16 protein-coding genes and 1 pseudogene are annotated in these 18,182 nt (G+C 69.3%); 8 read left to right on the top strand and 9 right to left on the bottom strand.

From position 1 onward, the window contains the following. Nucleotides 1–33 precede the first annotated feature (33 nt). From map to H7I41_RS03150, 8 genes are all read right to left on the bottom strand, one after another. The gene (map, locus tag H7I41_RS03185) at nt 34–828 is read right to left on the bottom strand and encodes a type I methionyl aminopeptidase (protein ID WP_264011114.1); all 795 of its coding nucleotides are present in this window, start codon (nt 826–828) and stop codon (nt 34–36) included. Between the two features lies 1 nt (nt 829). Beyond that, a complete protein-coding gene (locus tag H7I41_RS03180; protein WP_264011113.1) occupies nt 830–1,375 on the bottom strand; it encodes an adenylate kinase in 546 nt (181 codons plus the stop codon). A 15-nt stretch (nt 1,376–1,390) separates the two neighbouring features. After that, nucleotides 1,391–2,716, bottom strand: a complete 1,326-nt coding sequence (gene secY / locus H7I41_RS03175) for a preprotein translocase subunit SecY (RefSeq protein ID WP_264011112.1) — start codon at nt 2,714–2,716, stop codon at nt 1,391–1,393. A 217-nt stretch (nt 2,717–2,933) separates the two neighbouring features. Beyond that, on the bottom strand, nt 2,934–3,884 hold the full coding sequence (locus H7I41_RS03170; protein WP_264011111.1) for a MerR family transcriptional regulator: 951 nt from the start codon (nt 3,882–3,884) through the stop codon (nt 2,934–2,936). A gap of 3 nt (nt 3,885–3,887) precedes the next feature. Continuing rightward, the gene (locus H7I41_RS03165; protein ID WP_264011110.1) at nt 3,888–5,378 is read right to left on the bottom strand and encodes a flavin-containing monooxygenase; all 1,491 of its coding nucleotides are present in this window, start codon (nt 5,376–5,378) and stop codon (nt 3,888–3,890) included. A gap of 1 nt (nt 5,379) precedes the next feature. Next, nucleotides 5,380–6,300, bottom strand: a complete 921-nt coding sequence (locus tag H7I41_RS03160; RefSeq protein WP_264011109.1) for a ferritin family protein — start codon at nt 6,298–6,300, stop codon at nt 5,380–5,382. Next, nucleotides 6,297–7,148 (bottom strand): SDR family NAD(P)-dependent oxidoreductase, encoded by an 852-nt coding sequence (locus H7I41_RS03155; RefSeq protein WP_372503661.1) that lies wholly within the window; start codon nt 7,146–7,148, stop codon nt 6,297–6,299. The genes H7I41_RS03160 and H7I41_RS03155 overlap by 4 nt, the downstream gene beginning before the upstream one ends. Before the next feature lie 2 nt (nt 7,149–7,150). Then, complete coding sequence (locus tag H7I41_RS03150; RefSeq protein ID WP_264011107.1) at nt 7,151–8,176, bottom strand: alpha/beta hydrolase; 1,026 nt, start codon at nt 8,174–8,176, stop codon at nt 7,151–7,153. Between the two features lie 157 nt (nt 8,177–8,333). Between H7I41_RS03150 and H7I41_RS03145 the strand changes: the two genes are divergently transcribed. The 4 genes and pseudogenes from H7I41_RS03145 to H7I41_RS03130 all read left to right on the top strand — a co-directional run bounded on the left by H7I41_RS03145 (nt 8,334) and on the right by H7I41_RS03130 (nt 12,008). Continuing rightward, entirely contained in the window at nt 8,334–9,260 is a 927-nt protein-coding gene (locus tag H7I41_RS03145; protein WP_264011106.1) for a class I SAM-dependent methyltransferase, read from the top strand. A gap of 8 nt (nt 9,261–9,268) precedes the next feature. Continuing rightward, on the top strand, nt 9,269–10,192 hold the full coding sequence (locus H7I41_RS03140; RefSeq protein WP_264011105.1) for a class I SAM-dependent methyltransferase: 924 nt from the start codon (nt 9,269–9,271) through the stop codon (nt 10,190–10,192). Further along, nucleotides 10,189–11,089 (top strand): annotated as a pseudogene (locus tag H7I41_RS03135) (class I SAM-dependent methyltransferase). Before H7I41_RS03140 ends, H7I41_RS03135 begins: the two are co-directional and overlap by 4 nt. Nucleotides 11,090–11,099: 10 nt before the next feature. Beyond that, on the top strand, nt 11,100–12,008 hold the full coding sequence (locus tag H7I41_RS03130; protein WP_264011104.1) for a class I SAM-dependent methyltransferase: 909 nt from the start codon (nt 11,100–11,102) through the stop codon (nt 12,006–12,008). On the opposite strand, the gene sppA is transcribed toward H7I41_RS03130, so the two are convergent. Then, the gene (sppA, locus tag H7I41_RS03125) at nt 12,005–13,792 is read right to left on the bottom strand and encodes a signal peptide peptidase SppA (protein WP_264011103.1); all 1,788 of its coding nucleotides are present in this window, start codon (nt 13,790–13,792) and stop codon (nt 12,005–12,007) included. The two genes, H7I41_RS03130 and sppA, sit on opposite strands and share 4 nt — an antisense overlap. Nucleotides 13,793–13,847: 55 nt before the next feature. On the opposite strand from sppA, the gene H7I41_RS03120 reads away from it, so the two are divergent. The 4 genes from H7I41_RS03120 (at nt 13,848) to H7I41_RS03105 (ending at nt 18,073) form a co-directional block, all read left to right on the top strand. Next, nucleotides 13,848–14,774, top strand: a complete 927-nt coding sequence (locus tag H7I41_RS03120; protein WP_264011102.1) for an LLM class flavin-dependent oxidoreductase — start codon at nt 13,848–13,850, stop codon at nt 14,772–14,774. Nucleotides 14,775–14,914: 140 nt separating this feature from the next. Beyond that, the gene (locus tag H7I41_RS03115; protein ID WP_264011101.1) at nt 14,915–15,430 is read left to right on the top strand and encodes a nuclear transport factor 2 family protein; all 516 of its coding nucleotides are present in this window, start codon (nt 14,915–14,917) and stop codon (nt 15,428–15,430) included. Nucleotides 15,431–15,492: 62 nt separating this feature from the next. Further along, nucleotides 15,493–16,443 carry an alpha/beta hydrolase gene (locus H7I41_RS03110; protein WP_264011100.1) on the top strand — a complete coding sequence of 317 codons (951 nt, stop codon included), beginning with the start codon at nt 15,493–15,495 and terminating at the stop codon, nt 16,441–16,443. 91 nt (nt 16,444–16,534) lie between these two features. Next, the gene (locus H7I41_RS03105) at nt 16,535–18,073 is read left to right on the top strand and encodes an HNH endonuclease signature motif containing protein (protein WP_264011099.1); all 1,539 of its coding nucleotides are present in this window, start codon (nt 16,535–16,537) and stop codon (nt 18,071–18,073) included. The last annotated feature ends 109 nt before the right edge of the window (nt 18,074–18,182 follow it).

Below are 18,182 nucleotides of genomic sequence, written 5' to 3'. Positions count from 1 at the left end.
ACGACGGCGACGGTGGCCAGGTTCATCTCCCCGTCAGGCGGTGAGGATGCGTGGCCCGTCGTCGGTGACGGCGACGGTGTGTTCCCAGTGCGCCGCCCGCGATCCGTCGGCGGTGACGACCGTCCACTCGTCGGCGAGCACGATGGTCTTGGTCGTCCCCAGCGTCAGCATGGGTTCGATGGCCAGCACCGAGCCGGGCGCCAGCAGCGGCCCGCGTCCGGGTGCGCCCTCGTTGGGCAGGAACGGGTCCATGTGCATCTGCTGGCCGATCCCGTGGCCGCCGTAGCCGGCGACGATGCCGAACGCCCGGTCGTGGCGCTGTTCGGCGGCGTGGGTCTCGACCTCGATCGCGTGTGACACGTCGGTGAGCCGGTTGCCGGGCACCATCGCGGCGATCCCGGCCTCCATGGCGGAGCGGGTGGCCTCCGAGAGGTTGTGGTCGGCGTCGATGAGCGCGCCCACCCCGAAGGTGACCGCGGAGTCGCCGTGCCAGCCGTCGAGGATGGCGCCGCAGTCGATCGACACCAGGTCACCCGCCGCCAGCAGCTCGTCACCCGACGGGATGCCGTGCACGACCCGCTCGTTGACCGATGAGCAGATGCTGGCCGGGAAGCCGTGGTAGCCGAGGAACGACGGGATGCCGCCACCGTCGCGGATCACCGATTCGGCGACCCCGTCGAGTTCCTTGGTGGACACCCCGGGGGCGGCGGCGGCCTGCACGGCGCGCAGTGCCGCGGCGACCAGCGCGCCGGCCGCGGCCATCGCGTCGAGTTCACCGGCGCTGCGCTGCGGGACGACCTTGCGGCTGCGCAGTCTCAGGCCGGCCACGTCACTTACCGAGGGCGCGCAGCGCGCGGGCGAAGACCTCGTCGAGCGAGCCGATGGCCTCGACGGTCTTCAGCTCGTCGCGGTAGTACTCCAGCAGCGGCTCGGTCTCGTCGCGGTACACCTTCATCCGGTTGTGGATGACCTCTTCGGTGTCGTCGGCGCGGCCGCGGTCCTTGAGCCGGGACAGCAGTTCGTCCTCGGACACCTGGAACTCCAGCACGGCGTCCAGCTGCAGGCCGTGCGCCTCCAGGATGTCGTGCAGGGCCTTGGCCTGTTCCACCGAGCGCGGGAAGCCGTCGAGGATGAACCCGTCCTTGGCGTCGTCGTCACCGATGCGGTCCTCGACGAGTGCGTTGGTCAGGCTGCTGGGAACCAGGTCGCCGGCGTCGAGGTAGCGCTTGGCCTCCTCGCCGAGCGGGGTCTTCTCGCTGATGTTCTTGCGGAAGAGGTCCCCGGTGGAGACGTGCGGGATGCCGAGCTTCTCGGCGAGCTTCTGCGCCTGCGTGCCCTTGCCCGCCCCCGGCGGGCCCAGCAAAACGATTCTCAACTTAGGAACCCTCTCTCACTTCAAAAAGCCCTCGTAGTTGCGTTGCATGAGCTGGCTCTCGATCTGTTTCACGGTGTCAAGACCCACGCCGATCATGATCAGCACCGCGGTGCCGCCGAACGGCAGGTTCTGGACGGTGCCGGTATTGCCGATCTGCAGGAACAGGTTCGGCAGGACGGCGATCACACCGAGGTAGATCGAGCCCGGCAGCGTGATCCGGCTCAGCACGTAGCGCAGGTAGTCGGCGGTCGGCTTGCCGGGCCGGATGCCCGGGATGAAGCCGCCGAACTTCTTCATCTCGTCGGCCCGCTCGTCGGGGTTGAACGTGATCGACACGTAGAAGTACGTGAAGAAGATGATCAGCCCGAAGTAGACGGCGATGTAGGCGGGGCTGCTGGGGTCGGTCAGGTACTCGGCGACGATCCGTTCCACCCAGCCGGTGCCCGGGCTGCTGCTCCCGCTCTGGATCAGCTGGGTGATCAGGTGCGGGATGTAGATCAGCGAGGACGCGAAGATCACCGGGATGACGCCGGCCTGGTTGACCTTCAGCGGCAGGTAGGTCGACGTGCCGCCGTACATCTTGCGGCCCACCATGCGCTTGGCGTACTGCACCGGGATACGGCGCTGGCCCTGCTCGACGAAGACGACGCCGATGATGATGATCAGTGCGGCGATGCAGACCAGCGTGAAGACCATGCCGCCCCGGCTGTCCAGGATCGACTTGCCCTCGCCGGGGATCGCCGCCGCGATGCTGGCGAAGATCAGCAGGGACATGCCGTTGCCGATGCCGCGCTCGGTGACCAGCTCGCCCATCCACATCACCAGCGTGGCGCCCGCGGTCATCACAAGCACGATGATGACCAGTGCGAAGATCGACTGGTCGTTGATGATGTCGAGGGTGCAGCCCTGCAGCAGGCCGCCGTTGGCGGCCAGCGCCACGATGCTGGTGGACTGCAGGACCGCCAGCGCGACAGCCAGGTAACGCGTGTACTGCGTCATCTTGGCCTGGCCGGACTGGCCTTCCTTGCGGAGCTGCTCGAAGCGTGGGATCACCACCGTGAGCAGCTGCACGATGATGCTCGCGGTGATATAGGGCATCACGCCCACCGCGAAGATCGACAGCTGCAGCAACGCGCCGCCGGAGAACAGGTTGATCAGTGAATAGATCTGACCGGAGTCACCGCCGCTGACCTGCTCGATGCACTGTTGCACGTTGGGGTAGTCGACACCGGGAGACGGCAGCTGTGCGCCGGCCCGGTAGAGGATCACCACGCCGAGCGTGAACAGGATCTTGCGTCTCAGGTCGGCCGTCCGCAGTGACGAGATGAAAGCCGAGAGCACTCTTCCTCCTGCGCAGCCGACCTCTCAGCGCGGCGTGCCAAATGGGGCTGGATTCGTCCAGCGTATTGGTCAAATGTGCGCGTCAGCCCCGCGGGCGCACAGCCTGCGGAAGTCGCGCGTGAAACAGTCTACGAGAGTAACAGTTGGCCCTCGTCATCCCCGCATCGTTGACCAGGCCGGCCGGGGTATCGGCGCCCGGTCCGCCGCGCGTGTCCAATCACGATCCGTCCTGGTGCGCGTCGGCCGACTGGTCGATGAGATCGTTGAGGATCTGCCCTGCCAGCGTCTCGATCGAGGCCTCGATGGACGCCGCGAGCGTCGCCGCCACCTGGGCCACGGCCTGGGTGCGGAAGCGCACCAGCATGGTGATCAGCTCGGCGATCTCGGTGTCGGCGGGCAGCCCCTCCCCCGGCCGGATCCGCTCGGTGACGTGCTCGGCGCCGGTCCGCACCAGGATGTTGCTGATCTCGGTGACCGGCCCCAGCGTCTGTTCGTAGACGTCGATCAGCTTGTCGATGCCGATGCCGTAACCGCGGATCTCCTCGAACGCCTCGAGCAGCTTGGGCCGCACGACGGTGACTTTCGGGTCCGAGTCGGCGCCGGTACCGGGCGTCTCGTCGTCGAGCCTGATCAATCGCAGTGCCACCAGCCGGTCGAACGCCGCCGGTTCGCCGACCAGTTCCTCGGCGTGGGCCCTGGTCATGGTCTCCGGCTTCTCGGCGGCCCAGGTGCCCGCCAGCGCGGTCTCCAGGCCGAGCACGTCGCCGATGCTCTTGCCCTGTTCCCAGGCGCTGAGCATCTCGTCGACGTGGGCCAGGGTGTAGCCGCGGTCGAGCATCGAGGTGATCAGCCGCAGCCGGGTCAGGTGGGTGTCGTTGAACACCGCGATGCGGCCGACCCGAAGCGGCGGGTGGAGCAGCCCGCGGTCGCGGTACACCCGCACGTTGCGGGTGGTGGTGCCGGCCAGCCGGGCCAGGTCGTCGATGCGGTACTCACCGTCGGTCCCGGTGTCGAGGGCCTGGCGCACGGCCGCGTCGAAGAGCTGCGAGACGGCTGTCTCGATGAGGTCGCGGGACTGTCTGCGGACCCGCCCCGGCGCCTTGCGCAGGGTGGCCAGGATCGCGGTGACCGCGCCCGCCTGGTCGCGCGGTGTCCGCTCGCGGGCCACGGCTCAGGCGCTGGACCGGGCGACCGCGCGGCCGTCGGCCACCGCGTGGTAGTCGCCGATCCGGAAGTCGCGCATCTGTCGAAGATACTGCGTCGCGAATCCCGGGTACATCGACGCGTTGAACCCGTCCTCGGTGAGGTACCAGCTGGTGCACCCCGACATCCACGTGGTGGCGCCGAGCCGCTTCTGCAACCGCTCGTTGTAGCGGCGCTGGACGTCGCGGCGGACGTCGAGGTAGCGCCAGCCGCCGTCGAGGATGGTGGTGATGGCGCGAACGGCGTAGTCGATCTGGCCCTCGACGTACACCAGCAGCGAGTTGTGACCCGGACCGGAGTTCGGACCGGTCATGAAGAACAGGTTCGGGTAGCCGTGCGCGCTGGCGCTCTTGTAGGCCTGCGCGCCGCGCTTCCACTCGTCCTGCAGCGACCTGCCGCCGAGTCCGGTCACCGGATAGGGCGGTCCGGTCAGGTGCACGTCGTAGCCGGTGGCGAAGACGATGCAGTCGAGGTGGTGTTCGATCCCGTCGCTGGTGCGGATGCCGACGGGGCTCACCGTCGCGATCGGCCAGTCGATGAGCTTGCAGTTGTCGGCCTGCAGCGCCGGGTAGTAGTCGCTGGACATCAGCATCCGCTTGCAGCCCGGTGTGAAGTCGGGGGTGAGCTGGCGGCGCATCCACGGGTCCTTGACCTGGCGGTGCAGGTGGGCCTTGCCGAGCCGGGCCACCAGTGATGTCAGCGGCGAATTCCACACCAGTGCCGTCGCGGTGGCCTCGTGCCCCCAGAACAGTGCCTGCCGCGCGAGTTGTTGGGTCGCAGGCACTTTGGCGAACAGTTCCTGCACCACCGGCGGCACCGCGACGTCGAGCCGGGGCAGGACCCAGCCGGGGGTGCGCTGGAACACCTTGACGAAGGCGGCGCGTTTGACCAGTTCGGGCACGATCTGCACGGCACTCGCGCCGGTGCCGATCACCGCGACCCGCTTGCCGGTGAAGTCGTAGTCGTGGTCCCAGCGGGCGCTGTGGATGGTGTGGCCGCGGTAGGTGTCGAGGCCGCGGATGTCCGGCGGTTTGTGGTCGGGCAGCGGGCCCGATGCCAGCACGACGGTGCGGGCGCGATACCTCTTGCGGCCCGCCATCACCGTCCACTCCCCTGCGGCCTCGTCGAAGTGCAGGCCGGTGACCTCGACGCCGAACCGGATACGGCTGCGCAGCCCGGAGTCGTCGACGAGTTCCTCGATGTGGCGGCAGATCTCGTCGGCCGGCGAGTAGGCACGCGACCAGCTCGGGTTCGGGACGAACGAGAACGAGTAGAGCAGCGACGGGATGTCGCATGCCGCACCGGGATAGGTGTTGTCCCGCCAGGTGCCGCCCACCCGGTCGCTGCGCTCGAGGATGACGAAGTCGGTGACGCCGGCCTCGCGGAGTTTGATGGCCGTTCCGATGCCGGTGAAGCCGGCGCCGACGATCAGCGTGTCGTGGACGGTGGTGCGCGCCATGTCAGGCCGCCGGCTCGTAGGTCAGTTCCTTGAACCAGCTGGGGATCGGACGCAGCAGCTTGCGCGGGTACAGGTCGGACGCCCGCACCATCGGGTTGGCCAGCCAGTGGTACGGGTGGCGCGGATTGACCACCATCCGGCCGTGCAGTTTCAGGATCTGGTAGGTCGGAACCCGCCAGGTGAACTCGGCACGGCCACCGAGTTCCTTGAAGCGATTCATCGCTTTGTACAGCCGCTCCGGTTCCAGCCCCATGTCGACGATGTTGTTGCGCATGCGGTTGAGCAGCGGGACGTACATGATCATGCCGATGACCAGTCCGGGGGTGGCGAAGCTGCCGACGAAGTCGACGGCCAGCTTGCGTGCCTTGGCGTGGCCGATCATGTTGAGCACTTCGAAGTCCACCGCGATGTGCCGGGACTCGTCGTTGTTGATCTTCTCGAAGACCTTGTGACACACCGGGTCCTCGACCTCGTCGAGCAGGAACTTGAGCAGTGCGCCGTCGAGGGCCACCTCGAGCATCGGGATGACGGTGCCCAGCACCGACAGCGACATGTCGTCGGAATACTTGTCGAGCCACTCGATGACGAGCCTGATGTTTACGTTCGGCTCGGGCATCTCGCCGTCCTCGAGCATTCCCCACCGCTTCATCAGCGCGAGTTCGGCGTTGGCGTGCCGCTGCTCCTCGGCATGGAAGTACCGGTAGATCTCGGCGAGCGTGGGGGTGGGCGCCTTCTTGGCCAGTGCGGCGAAGCCGCGGGCGCCGACGTTCTCGATCCAGCACAGGTCGGCCATGAACGCCTTGAGCTTCGGCCGGAATTCGTCGCTGATGGTCTCGGCGCCGGGTGCCTCCCAGTCGATGTCGGCCAGCGCCCACTGCCGGTCCTTGATCTTGGCCAGCATCGCGTCCATGTCCATGCTCATCGGATGATCTCCTTGCTCTGCGTAGGGAGGTTGATGCGCGACACCAGGCCGACCGCGCGGGTGTAGACGCCCGGTGTGAGTCGTTTGACCGCCCAGCCCATCCGGGCATCGAGCTGGGGCATGCAGTACAGACCGCCGCGGTCGTGGGTGTCGAGGCACTGCCGGGCCACCCGGGTCGCGGACATCCCGGTCCACCGCATCAGGGTCTCGGCGAGTCGTGTCGACTCGTCGGAGATCCGTCCCGCGGCGACGATGTTGGTCTTGACGAACGTCGGGCACAGCACGGTGACTTCGACACCGGTGCCGGACAACTCGGCGGCCAGCGTCTCCGACAGCGACAGCACCCCTGCCTTGCTGACGTTGTAGGCCGCCATCCCCGGCGCGGCGCCGAACGCGGCGGCGGATGCGACGTTGATGATGCCGCCGTAGCCGGCCTCGCGCAGCACCGGCGCGAAGACATGAGAGCCGTGGATCGGCCCCCACAGGTTGATGCCGAGCGTCCACGACCAGTCCTCGAGTGACACCTCGCCGATCGGCGCCCCGCCCGCCCCGACACCGGCGTTGTTCACCACCAGCGTGGGTGGCGCGCCGAACCATGACTGTGCCTGCGCGGCAAGCTGTTCGACTTCGTCGATCGCCGACACGTCACAGCGCACGGCGATGGCGTCACCGCCCTGGTCGGTGATCGCGTCGACGGTGCGCTGCGCGGCGATCTCGTCGATGTCGGAGCACACCACCCGTCCACCGCGGTCGGCCAGCTCGACGGCGAACGCGGCGCCGATGCCGCTGCCCGCGCCGGTGATCACCGCCCGCGAGTCCCGGCTGCGCCTGTCGCCGAATCCGAACATCGTCATCCCACCTTCTCCGTGTCCGCGTCTGTGTCCGTGTCGATCTGCCTGCTGCGCAACGCCGAGCCGATGAACCCGGCCGCGTACCGCATGGCGTGCACCGCCTCCGGCGACAGCCGTGGCAGAGCCTGGAAGACGTGCACCTGATCAGGCCAGACCTGCAGCTCGCAATCACCGCCGGCGGCCCGGATCTCGTCGGCCAGCCGATGGGCGTCGGCGGCCAGCATCTCGGCGCCGCCGGCCTGGATCAGCGTCCGTGGCAGTGCGGGGCCGGCGGCCACCCCGATGGCCAGCCTGCGATCAGTGGGATCGGTGTCCGGGCAGTACAACCGGACGAGGCGGGCCGCGTCGGCCGCGCGGATCGCGGGGTCGGGGCGCAGCCGCTCCCGCTCGCTGGCCAGGCCGAAGGTCAGGTCGAACAGCGGGGAGAACAGCACCATTGCCGCCGGGTGCCGCTGCGCGACCTCAGGGGTGAGCAGCAGGTCGAGTGCGAGGTGCCCGCCCGCCGAGTCACCGGCCACCACCAGCCGCCCTGGGTCGAACCGCTGCTCGTCGAGCAGCCAGTCCCAGCCCGCACGCACGTCGTCGGCGGCTGAGGGGAAGCGGTGCCGGGGTGCGAGCCGGTAGTCGTCGCAGAAGACCGGCAACCCGGTCAGCGCCGACAACCATGCGGTGAGCCTGCGGTGCGTGCGCGGCGAGCACAGCGCGTATCCGCTTCCGTGCAGGAAGTACACCGCCGCGTCCCCGCGTGCCACCCCACGCGCCCGGACCCATTCGCCGCGGACCCGTCTGCCGTCGGCCGTGACGGTGTCCACCGGTTCGACGACGGCGCCTGCAAGGGAGGGCCCGAACGCATCCATGACGCCGGCGATGATCCACCGGGACATCCGCAGTCCCCACGCCCGCTCGGGCGGCAGGACCGCGCTGATCTGACGCAGGGTCACCGTGCTCACCGCGGCCGCCGCGCGTGACCGGCGGGACCCGCGCCGACGAATGCTGGAGTCGGCGGCCACTGTGGTGGCGGACATCGTTGTCACCCGACTGAGTCAACACCCAATGGTGACATTGGTCAATGACAACATTCCGCGTTGTCGACGTTGGGCTGACTTTCAGGAGTCGTTCAGGTTCGGCGGGTATTGTCGATTACATCAGCTAAGTAACCGTCCGACGTGCAGAGAGGGAGACATGGCGCGCACCGACAACGACACCTGGGACCTGGCTTCGAGCGTGGGGGCCACGGCAACCATGGTGGCCGCCGCCCGCGCCGTCGCGACCAGGGCCGACGATCCGGTCATCGACGATCCGTTCGCCGAGCCCCTGGTGCGTGCGGTCGGCGTCGAGTTCTTCACAAAGCTCGCCAGTGGTGAGCTGCAGCCCAGCGAACTCGACCCCGAGGCCACCGGCGGCGTCGGCAACATGGACCGGTTCGCCGACGGGATGGCCGCGCGTACGCGGTTCTTCGACGACTTCTTCCTCGACGCCGCCCGCGCCGGCGTCCGCCAGGCCGTGATCCTGGCGGCGGGTCTGGACGCCCGCGCCTACCGTCTGCCGTGGCCGGCGGGCACCGTGGTGTTCGAGATCGACCAGCCGGAGGTCGTCGAGTTCAAGACCCGCACGATGGCCGACCTCGGGGCCGCCCCGAGCGCCGACCGGCGCACCGTGCCGGTGGACCTGCGCGACGACTGGGTCGGCGCCCTGACCGCCGCGGGCTTCGACCGCACCGCACCGACGGCCTGGATCGCCGAAGGACTGTTCGGCTACCTGCCGCCCGAGGCGCAGGACCGGCTGCTCGACCAGATCACCGAGTTGAGCCCCGCGGGCAGCCGCATCGCCGCCGAGGGTGTCGTCCACCAGGAGGACATCGACGAGGACGAGCTGCGGTCGAAGATGAAGGCCGTCTCCGACCAGTGGAGCAGGCACGGCTTCGATCTCGACTTCTCCGAGTTGGTCTACACCGGCGAACGCGCCGAGGTGGCGGCCTATCTCGAGGGCAGTGGCTGGAGCGCCGACAGCATCACCGCCACCGACCTTCTCGTGCGGGTCGGCCTGCCACCGGCCGAGGGCGACAGCGCCAACTTCGCCGACATCCGTTACGTCTCCGCCGTCAGGTAGGGCCTCCGATGGCACGAACCGACTCCGACAGTTGGGATCTGGCGTCCAGTGTCGGCGCGACGGCGACCATGGTGGCCGCGGCACGCGCACTCGCCAGCCGCGAACCCGGCGCGCTGATCGACGACCCGTTCGCGGCGCCGCTGGTGCGCGCGGTCGGCGTCGAATTCTTCACCCGGCTGGTCGACGGCGACCTGGACCTGCCCGACGACACCGCCGAGGCTCGGGCCGCATCGCAGGTGCTGACCGAGATCATGGCGGTGCGGACCAAGTTCTTCGACGACTTCTTCGTCGAGGCGGCCGCGGCGGGGGTCCGTCAGGCGGTGATCCTGGCCTCCGGGCTTGATGCGCGCGCCTACCGGTTGTCCTGGCCCGACGGCACCGTCGTCTACGAGATCGACCAGCCGGAGGTGATCGCCTTCAAGACGCAGACATTGGCGGGCATCGGTGCAGAACCGGCCGCCCGCCACCGCCCCGTCGCCGTCGACCTCCGGGAAGACTGGCCCGCGGCGTTGCGCGCCGCGGGGTTCGACGACGGCGCGCCGGCGGCCTGGAGCGCAGAGGGGCTGTTGCGCTACCTGCCACCCGACGCCCAGGACCGGCTGTTCGATGACATCACCGCCCTCAGCGCGACCGGCAGCCGGCTGGCCACCGAGGACCACGCCGACGCAGGAGCCGGGATCGGCGAGAAGGCCGACCGGTTGGGCCGCCAGTGGCGCGACCACGGGTTCGACGTGAACCTGTCCCAGCTGTTCTATCCCGGTGAGCGGACACCGGTCGTCGACTATCTGCGCGAGCGCGGCTGGGACGTCGCCTCGCGCTCGCGGCCCGAGGTGTTCGCCGGGTACGGCCGTCAGTTCCCCGACAACGACGAGCTGGCATCACTGCGGGAGTCGCTGGCCGTCACCGCAATCCGAGAAGAGGAGACAGCATGACCCGAACCGACGGCGACACCTGGGACCTCGCGTCCAGTGTCGGCGCCACCGCCACGTCGGTGGCCGCGTCACGCGCCCTGGCGTCGAAGGGCCCCGACGCCCTGATCGACGACCCCTACGCCGACGCGCTGGTCAAGGCCGTTGGACTCGAGGCGTTCGTCAAGGTGGCCGAGGGGCAAGTGCACGTGCCCGGTGACCCGATCCTCGACCGCAGGCGGATGAGTGAGCAGATCGCGGTGCACACGGTTTTTCGACGACTTCTTCACCGACGCATGCGCTGCCGGCGTGCGGCAGGCGGTGATCCTGGCGTCCGGTCTGGACACCCGCGCCTACCGGCTGGAGTGGCCGTCGGGCACCGTGGTGTTCGAGATCGACCAGTCGCAGGTGATCGAGTTCAAGACCCGCGTACTCGCCGACGCCGGTGCCGCACCGGCCGCCGACCGCCGCACCGTCGCCGTCGACCTCCGGGATGACTGGTCACAGGCGTTGCGCGACAGCGGTTTCGACCCGCAGGCGCCGACGGCCTGGATCGCCGAGGGACTGCTGGTGTACCTGCCGCCCGACGCGCAGGACCGGTTGTTCGACCACATGACCGCACTCAGCGCACCGGGCAGCCGGCTGGCGACCGAGCACATGGACACCACCGCACTGCCCGAGAACTGGGCCGCGGAGCTCACCGAGCGCGCGAAGCGGGTCGGCTCCGACATCGACCTCGCCGCGCTGTTCTACACCGGGGAGCGCATCCCCGCCGGTGTGTACCTCGCCGATCACGGCTGGCAGGTCAGCACGGTGTCGAGCACAGAGGCCTACGCCGCCAACGGGTTCGCGTTCCCCGAAGACGACCTGCTCAGGGTGTTCGGCGACTCGGGCTATCTGTCGGCCACCCTCACGACGTAGCGTGATGCACGTGGCACGTGCAGATGACGACAGCTGGGACCTGGCGTCCAGCGTTGGCGCGACGGCGACGATGGTGGCCGCAGGCCGGGCCGTCGCCAGCCGCGACCCGCGCGGACTGATCAACGACCCGTTCGCGGCTCCCCTGGTGCGGGCGGTGGGCATCGAGTTCTTCGCCAAGATCGCCGACGGCGAGTTGGACATGTCCGACCTCGACCCGGAGTCCGCGCCGCGGGTGCAGGCCAACATCGACGAGATGGCGGTGCGCACGAAGTTCTTCGACGACTACTTCGAGGCGGCCACCGCGGGTGGGATCCGTCAGGCGGTGATCCTGGCGTCCGGACTGGACTCGCGGGCCTACCGGCTGGCGTGGCCGGACGACACCGTGGTCTACGAGATCGACCAGCCCGAGGTGATCGAGTTCAAGACCCGCACGCTGGAGGACATCGGTGCGGCGCCGACGGCGCAGCGCCGCACGGTGCCGATCGATCTGCGCGAGGACTGGCCCGCCGCACTGCGGGCCGCCGGATTCGACGCCGGTGCGCCGACCGCGTGGTGCGCCGAGGGACTACTGATCTACCTGCCGCCCGAGGCGCAGGACCGGTTGTTCGACGACATCGACGCGCTGTCGGAGCCCGGCAGTGCCGTCGCCACCGAGTTCGTCCCGGGGATGCGGGATTTCGACCCGGAGAAGGCACGCGCGGCCACCGCGGAGTTCCGCAGGCAGGGTCTGGACATCGACATGCCGTCGCTCATCTACCACGGCGAACGGCAGAGCGCGGCGGAGTACCTGACGGCCAAGGGCTGGCGAATGGACAGCACGCCGCGGTCAGAGTTGTTCGCGCGCTACGGCCTTGCGGTTCCCGACCTCGGCGAGGACGATCCCATGGGCGAGATCGTCTACGTCAGCGGCCGCCGCTAGAAGCGGTGGTCTCCAAGCCACAACGCGTTCACCCCGGTCAACGACCGTTCGGCCTGACCGAGCATCCCGACCACCGACCGGCCCACCAGCGCACCGAGCGCGTCGGGCAGTGAGGCCGCGGCGGGCTGCGAGGACTGCCTCGGCCGCAGCATGTCCATCAGCGAGGACCCCGGATAGCCCACCAGGCGCACGTCGGCGTCGGCGTCCAGACCGGCGAGCACCTTGGCCCGGTTGATCGCGGTGCGCAGGCCGCCCAGTTCGTCGACCAGGCCGCGCTCCTTGGCGTCGGCGCCCGTCCACACCCGGCCGCGGGCCACCGCCTCGACCGCCTCCTCCGACAGCTTGCGGCCCGCCGCGACGCGTTCGACGAAGTCGGTGTAGGACATGTCGGCCTCGGCGACGACCTGCGCGTGCTGCTCGTCGGTGAACGGGGCGTTCGGCGACCATGCATCGGCGTTGGCGTTGGTGCGTACCGAATCCGAGCCGACACCGAGGCGGTCCTTGAGTTCGCGCGCCACCAGCTTGCCGGTGATGACGCCGATCGACCCGGTGATGGTCCCGGGGTTCGCCACGATCGCGTCGGCGTCCATCGAGACGTAGTAGCCGCCGGACGCGGCCACCGCGCCCATCGAGGCGACCACCGGCGTGCCGCCGCTGCGCACCCTGACCACCTCACGCCAGATCGTCTCCGACGCCGTCACCGATCCGCCGGGGCTGTCCACGCGCAGCACGATCGCCGACACCGAGTCGTCGGCGGCGGCCTCGCGCAGCGCCGCGGCGATGGTGTCGCCGCCTGCGCTCGAGTTCCCCAGCGGCAGCAACCCGGGGCCGCCGCGCCCGCTGACGATCGGGCCGTCCAGCGTCACCACCGCGATGGTCGGCTTCGCCTTGCGGCCGGGGAGCGACGGTGAAGGGCGGGGCGCGGTGGCCCGCGCGTAGCGGGACAGGAACAGCCGCGGTGGGGCGTCAGGCCCGTCCGGATCGCCGGCCTCGGGCGAGATGTCTTCTGCGCCGGACAGTTCGGCGATCCGGGCGTAGGCCTCGTCGCGGAATCCGATCCGGTCCACCAGGCCGGCGGACACGGCGGCGTCGCGCAGCAGTGGCGCCTTGTCGGCCAGCGCGTCGATGCCCGCACGGTCGATGTGGCGCGACTCGGCGATCGCATCCCACACCTGCGACTTGATGCTCTCGATCAGCCGGCTGTCGGCCTCGCGGTGGGCGTCGGTGTAGCGGTCCTCGGTGAACACGTTGGCCGCCGACTTGTACTCGCCGAGTGCGATGAACTGCGCCTCGATGCCTGCTTTGTCCAGCGCGTCGCGCAGGAACATCGCGTTGGTGGCGAAACCGATCAGCCCGACGGTGCCCGACGGCTGCATCCACACCTCGCGGAACGCCGAGGCCAGGTAGTACGACAGCGTGGCGGGGTACGCCTCGGCCCACGCCAGTGTCGGCTTGACGTCGCTGAACGCCGAGATCGCCTCGCGCAGCTCCTGCACCGGGCCCGCGGCCCAGACCGGGAACTGCACCCGCGCGATCAACCCGGTCACCCGGTCGTCCTCGGCGGCGCGGTGGATGGCGGCCACGACCTGGCGCAGCACCGGTGGACGCCCGCCGCCGGCGAGCATGGCGAGCGGATCGAATCCGTTGCTCTCCTTCGGCACCGACTGCAGATCGAGTTCGAGGATGCATCCGTCGGGAACGCCGTGGTGACGTGCGGTGTCGACACGACGGACGAGTCCGCGTAGGTCGTCGGGGCCGGGAATACCCGGGAGGAAAGCGGCCATATTGCGAGGGTACCGATTGCCCGGGACCGCCTGGTCGGCCTCGTACGGTGGTCGGGTGCGGTTCTCCATCGCGATACCTCAACTGGACCCCGACGGCTTCGACGCCGAGGGGGTGAAGGCTTTCCTGGCACGGGCGGAGGAACTGGGTTTCGAGGGCGGCTGGGTGCTGGAGCAGGCGATCGGGCCGACACCGGTGCTGGCGCCGCTCGAGCTGCTCGCGTATTCCGCCGCCTGCACCACCAGACTGCGGCTCGGGGTCGGGGTGATGCTCACGGCACTGCACGATCCGCTGCAGTTGGCCGCTGCGGTGACGACCGTCGACCGGCTCAGTCACGGTCGGCTGGATCTCGGAGTGGCGGCGGGCGGCAATCGACGCAGGTTCGAGGCGTTCGGCGTCGAGCGCGCCACTTTCGTCAGCAGCTTCACCGAGGGCCTCGAGCTCATGAAGGCGGCGTGGTCCGACGAGCCGCGGGTGACGTTCCACGGCCGCTTCCGCGACGTCGACGATCTACCGATCCAGCCCAAGCCGGTGCAGCGGCCACACCCACCGATCTGGTTCGGCGCCAACGCCCCGAAGGCGCTCGCCCGGGCGGTGCGGCTGGGCGACGCATTCCTGGGTGCCGGCTCGTCGACGACCGCGGCATTCGCCGACTCCGTCCGCGTGGTGCGCCGCGAACTCGTCGAACAACGCAGGGACGCCGAGCAGTTCACGATCGGCAAGCGGGTGTACCTGGCGGTCGACGACGACGCGGAGCGGGCACGGGAACGCGTGCTGACCGGACTGCGCCGGATCTACGGCGGAATGGCGGGCATCGAGGACGTCCCGGTTGCGGGCACGCCGGACGACGTGGCGCGCGGCCTGCGTGAGGTGATCGACGCGGGGGCGCAGATGGTTCTGCTCAACCCGCTGGGCGCCGGCGTCGCCGAGGACCGTGAGCAGATGGAACGGCTTGCCGCTGAGGTTCTTCCACAGTTGCGCTGAGATGGGTCCCGGGTTCCGTGCGGCGGTCCCACCCAGACCGATCTTGCTCACTTCGATTCTGCGGCAGTGTCACTCGCGGATGGCGAACTAGCATCCGGGTAGGCGGAATCGAACACGGGACGACGACTCGGAGGGTGTCTGTGCGAAGAATTCATCTGTCACGGCGCGCCTTCGTCCGCGCCGCCGCGGCGGCGACGGGAGGGACGATGATGATGGGCAACGCGCACCCGGCGACCGCGCAGCCGTTGACCACGGCGGCGATCGCTCGTGAGTTCTTCGCGTTGCTGACGGCCAAGAACGTCGACGCGTGGGCGGATCTGTGGGCCGAGGACGGCCGCATCATCGTGCCGTACCCGCCCGAGGGGTTCGCCCCGTCCATCGACGGCAAGGCGGCCATCGTCGCCGGCTTCCGCGACCTGTTCGCCAATTTCGAGACCTTCCGCACCGACCTCACCGGTGTGTACCCGGCGGCGGACTCGGATGCGGTCACCGTGGAGTACCTCGTCGACGCGCTGCTGCGGACCGGCCAGCGGTACACCAACACCAATATCGCGGTGTTCCGGTTCCGCGGGACGAAAGTGCTGGAGTACCACGACTACTTCGATCCGCGGCGCTTCCAGGTGGTAGTCGACGCCCTCCCGGGAGGGGACCGGTGAACGCGTTGTCCCGGCGGGACTTCTGTCGTGCCGCAGCCGCCGCAGCCGCAGGTGCACCGCTCATGGCGTGCGGGGCAGCTGCGCCGCCTGCGCCGCCCAGGTACCTGTCCGCGCGGGAGCTGGGCACCGCCGAATCGGCGAGGTTCCCGGCCGGGGACAGTTTCGTCGCCGCACATGTGTACCGGCCGACGGATGTGGGGAGCGGTCAGCTGCCCGCCGTCGTCGTGGGCGGTTCGCTCACCGCGGTCAAGGAGCAGATGGGCGGAATCTATGCGGCCGAGCTGGCCCGGCGCGGATTCCTGGCGCTGTCGATCGACTACCGCAACTACGGCGCCAGCGGTGGGCAAGTCCGTCAGTTCGAGGATCCGGAGTCCAAGTCGGCCGACCTGTCCGCGGCGCTGGACTACCTGGGTGGCCGCGACGACGTCGCTTCCGAGCGGCTCGGTCTGCTGGGCATCTGCACGTCGGGCGGCACTGTGCTGTACACGGCGGCCGCCGACCCCCGGGTGCGAGCGGTCGCCAGCGTGGCCGGCCACCTCGCGGAACCGGAGATCACGCCGTCGCTCTACGGCGGGGCCGACGGCGTCGCGGCACGACAGGCCGCCGCGCGCGCCGCCGCACAGCGCTATCGGCAGACCGGCGAGAACCAGACGATTCTGGCCTATCACGACCAGGACCAGAGCGCCTCCCATCCTGGCCCGAACGAGTACTACATGGATACCGGTCGCGGCGGCGGAGTCTCGCAGTGGCGCAACGAGTTCGCGGTCATGTCGTGGGAGCCGTGGCTCGCCTTCGATCCCGTGAGCAAGGCGGCGGCGGTGACGGCGCCGGCACTCGTCGTCCACAGCGACGACTGCGCACTGCCCGATCAGGCGCGCAAGACCTACGACTTGCTGGCCGGACCCAAGAACCTGCACTGGACGGAAGGTCCACATTTCGAGTTCTACGACGGAACCGGCAAGGTCGCCGAAGCGGTGGACATCGTCGCCGAGCACTTCGCGCGTTCGCTCTGACGACGGCCCGATTCGGGCCCCGTCGCGCCGGTTATCCACAACCGTTGTGCGCCGCTTTCGCGTGTCATACCCCTCTGCGATAATCGAATGTATGTTCGATCCGACGCAGGCAAGCTTCGACCAGGTACTGGCCGTCACGCGGCCGGAGTCGGCCGAGGCGCGCCAACTGATCTCCGCGGTGATGGTCGCGGCGCGTCGGGAGAACCAGCAGGCCGCGGCACGGTTGACCGCGATCGGCGAGTTGTATGCGGTGCGATTCGCCGAACGCGACGAGACCAGCGACCAGTGGGCCGTCGACACCGAATCCGCGGTGGCCGTCGAGATCGCCGCCGCGCTGAACATCGGTTACGAGCGGGCCAAGGATCAGGTCAGCCTCGCGCGCGGACTGCGTGAACGCCTACCGTTGGTCGCGGCGATGTTCCGCGTCGGTGAACTGACCCTCGACATCGTCACCACCGTGCTGCACCGCACCGCCCTGATCACCGACCCCGCGGTTTTGACCCTCGTCGACGCCACCGTGGCGGGTGCGGCCGCCCGGTTGATGAAGTTGAGCTACGGCCAGGTCTGCGGGTATGTCGACCGGATCATCGCCAGACACGATCGAGATGCGCTGCGGCGCCGCAAGAAAGCCGCCGAGGAGCGTGAGGTGTGGGTCGTCGACGGCCTCGACGGCATGAGCAATTTCGGCGGCACCATGCCCACCGCCGGGGCCCGAGTGTTCGACAACCGCCTCGACGCGCTCGCTGACACCGTCTGCCCGGGCGATCCACGCACCAAGAAACAGCGCCGCGTCGACGCCATCGCCGCGATATCCCGCGGCGCCGAACGCCTGCAATGCCACTGCGGCAATCCCGACTGCCCGAACACGGACGCGGTCGCCGCGCCATTCGTCATCCATGTCGTGACCGGACCCGACGCTGTTGGTGGGGCTGACGCCGAGGCCGCCGATGCCGAGTCTGCCACTGCCGATGACTCGGTGGCATCACTGGTGCACAACGACGGGATCCTGCCGCCCGAACAGATCGCCGGCCTGGCCGAGCACGCCACCATCCGGCCGCTGATCCATCCCGGCGACGCCGGCCCCGAACCGCGCTATACCCCCTCGCGCACGCTGGCGGAGTTCGTGCGGTGCCGCGATTTGGGCTGCCGCTTCCCGGGCTGCGACGTGCCGGCGTTCAGCACCGACATCGACCACACCATCCCCTACAGCCAGGGCGGGCCGACCCAGGCATCGAACCTGAAATGCCTGTGCCGCCTGCACCATCTGATCAAAACCTTCTGGGGCTGGCACGACCGACAACAGTGCGACGGCACCGTCATCTGGACCAGCCCGGCCGGCCAGACCTACACCACCACACCCGGATCGGCGCTGCTGTTCCCCAGCCTCTGCGCACCGACAGCCCCCGTCGTCCGACGCGACAACCGAGACGACCCATCCGGTGAGCGCACCGCGATGATGCCCCAACGGCAACGCACCCGAGCCCAGAACAAAGCCGCCCGCATCGCTGCTGAACGCCAACACAACCGCGAACACCGCGAAGCCCGCCGCCGCAACCGCCGACAAGCACTCGACGCACTGTTCGCCCCCAAGCCCCCACCGCAACCCGGCGACGAACCACCACCCTTCTAGCGACACCGCGGCCACCACCGCCGACGCCACCACACGTCGGCGGTATCCGCCTGCGCGGAGCACCCGAATACCTCTCCCCCGCAGCATGCGGTGCCATATTCTGCCGTCA

This window comes from [Mycobacterium] manitobense, assembly GCF_025821665.1.
Taxonomy (GTDB): domain Bacteria; phylum Actinomycetota; class Actinomycetes; order Mycobacteriales; family Mycobacteriaceae; genus Mycobacterium; species Mycobacterium arseniciresistens.
This window is presented reverse-complemented; position numbering and strand designations above follow the sequence as displayed.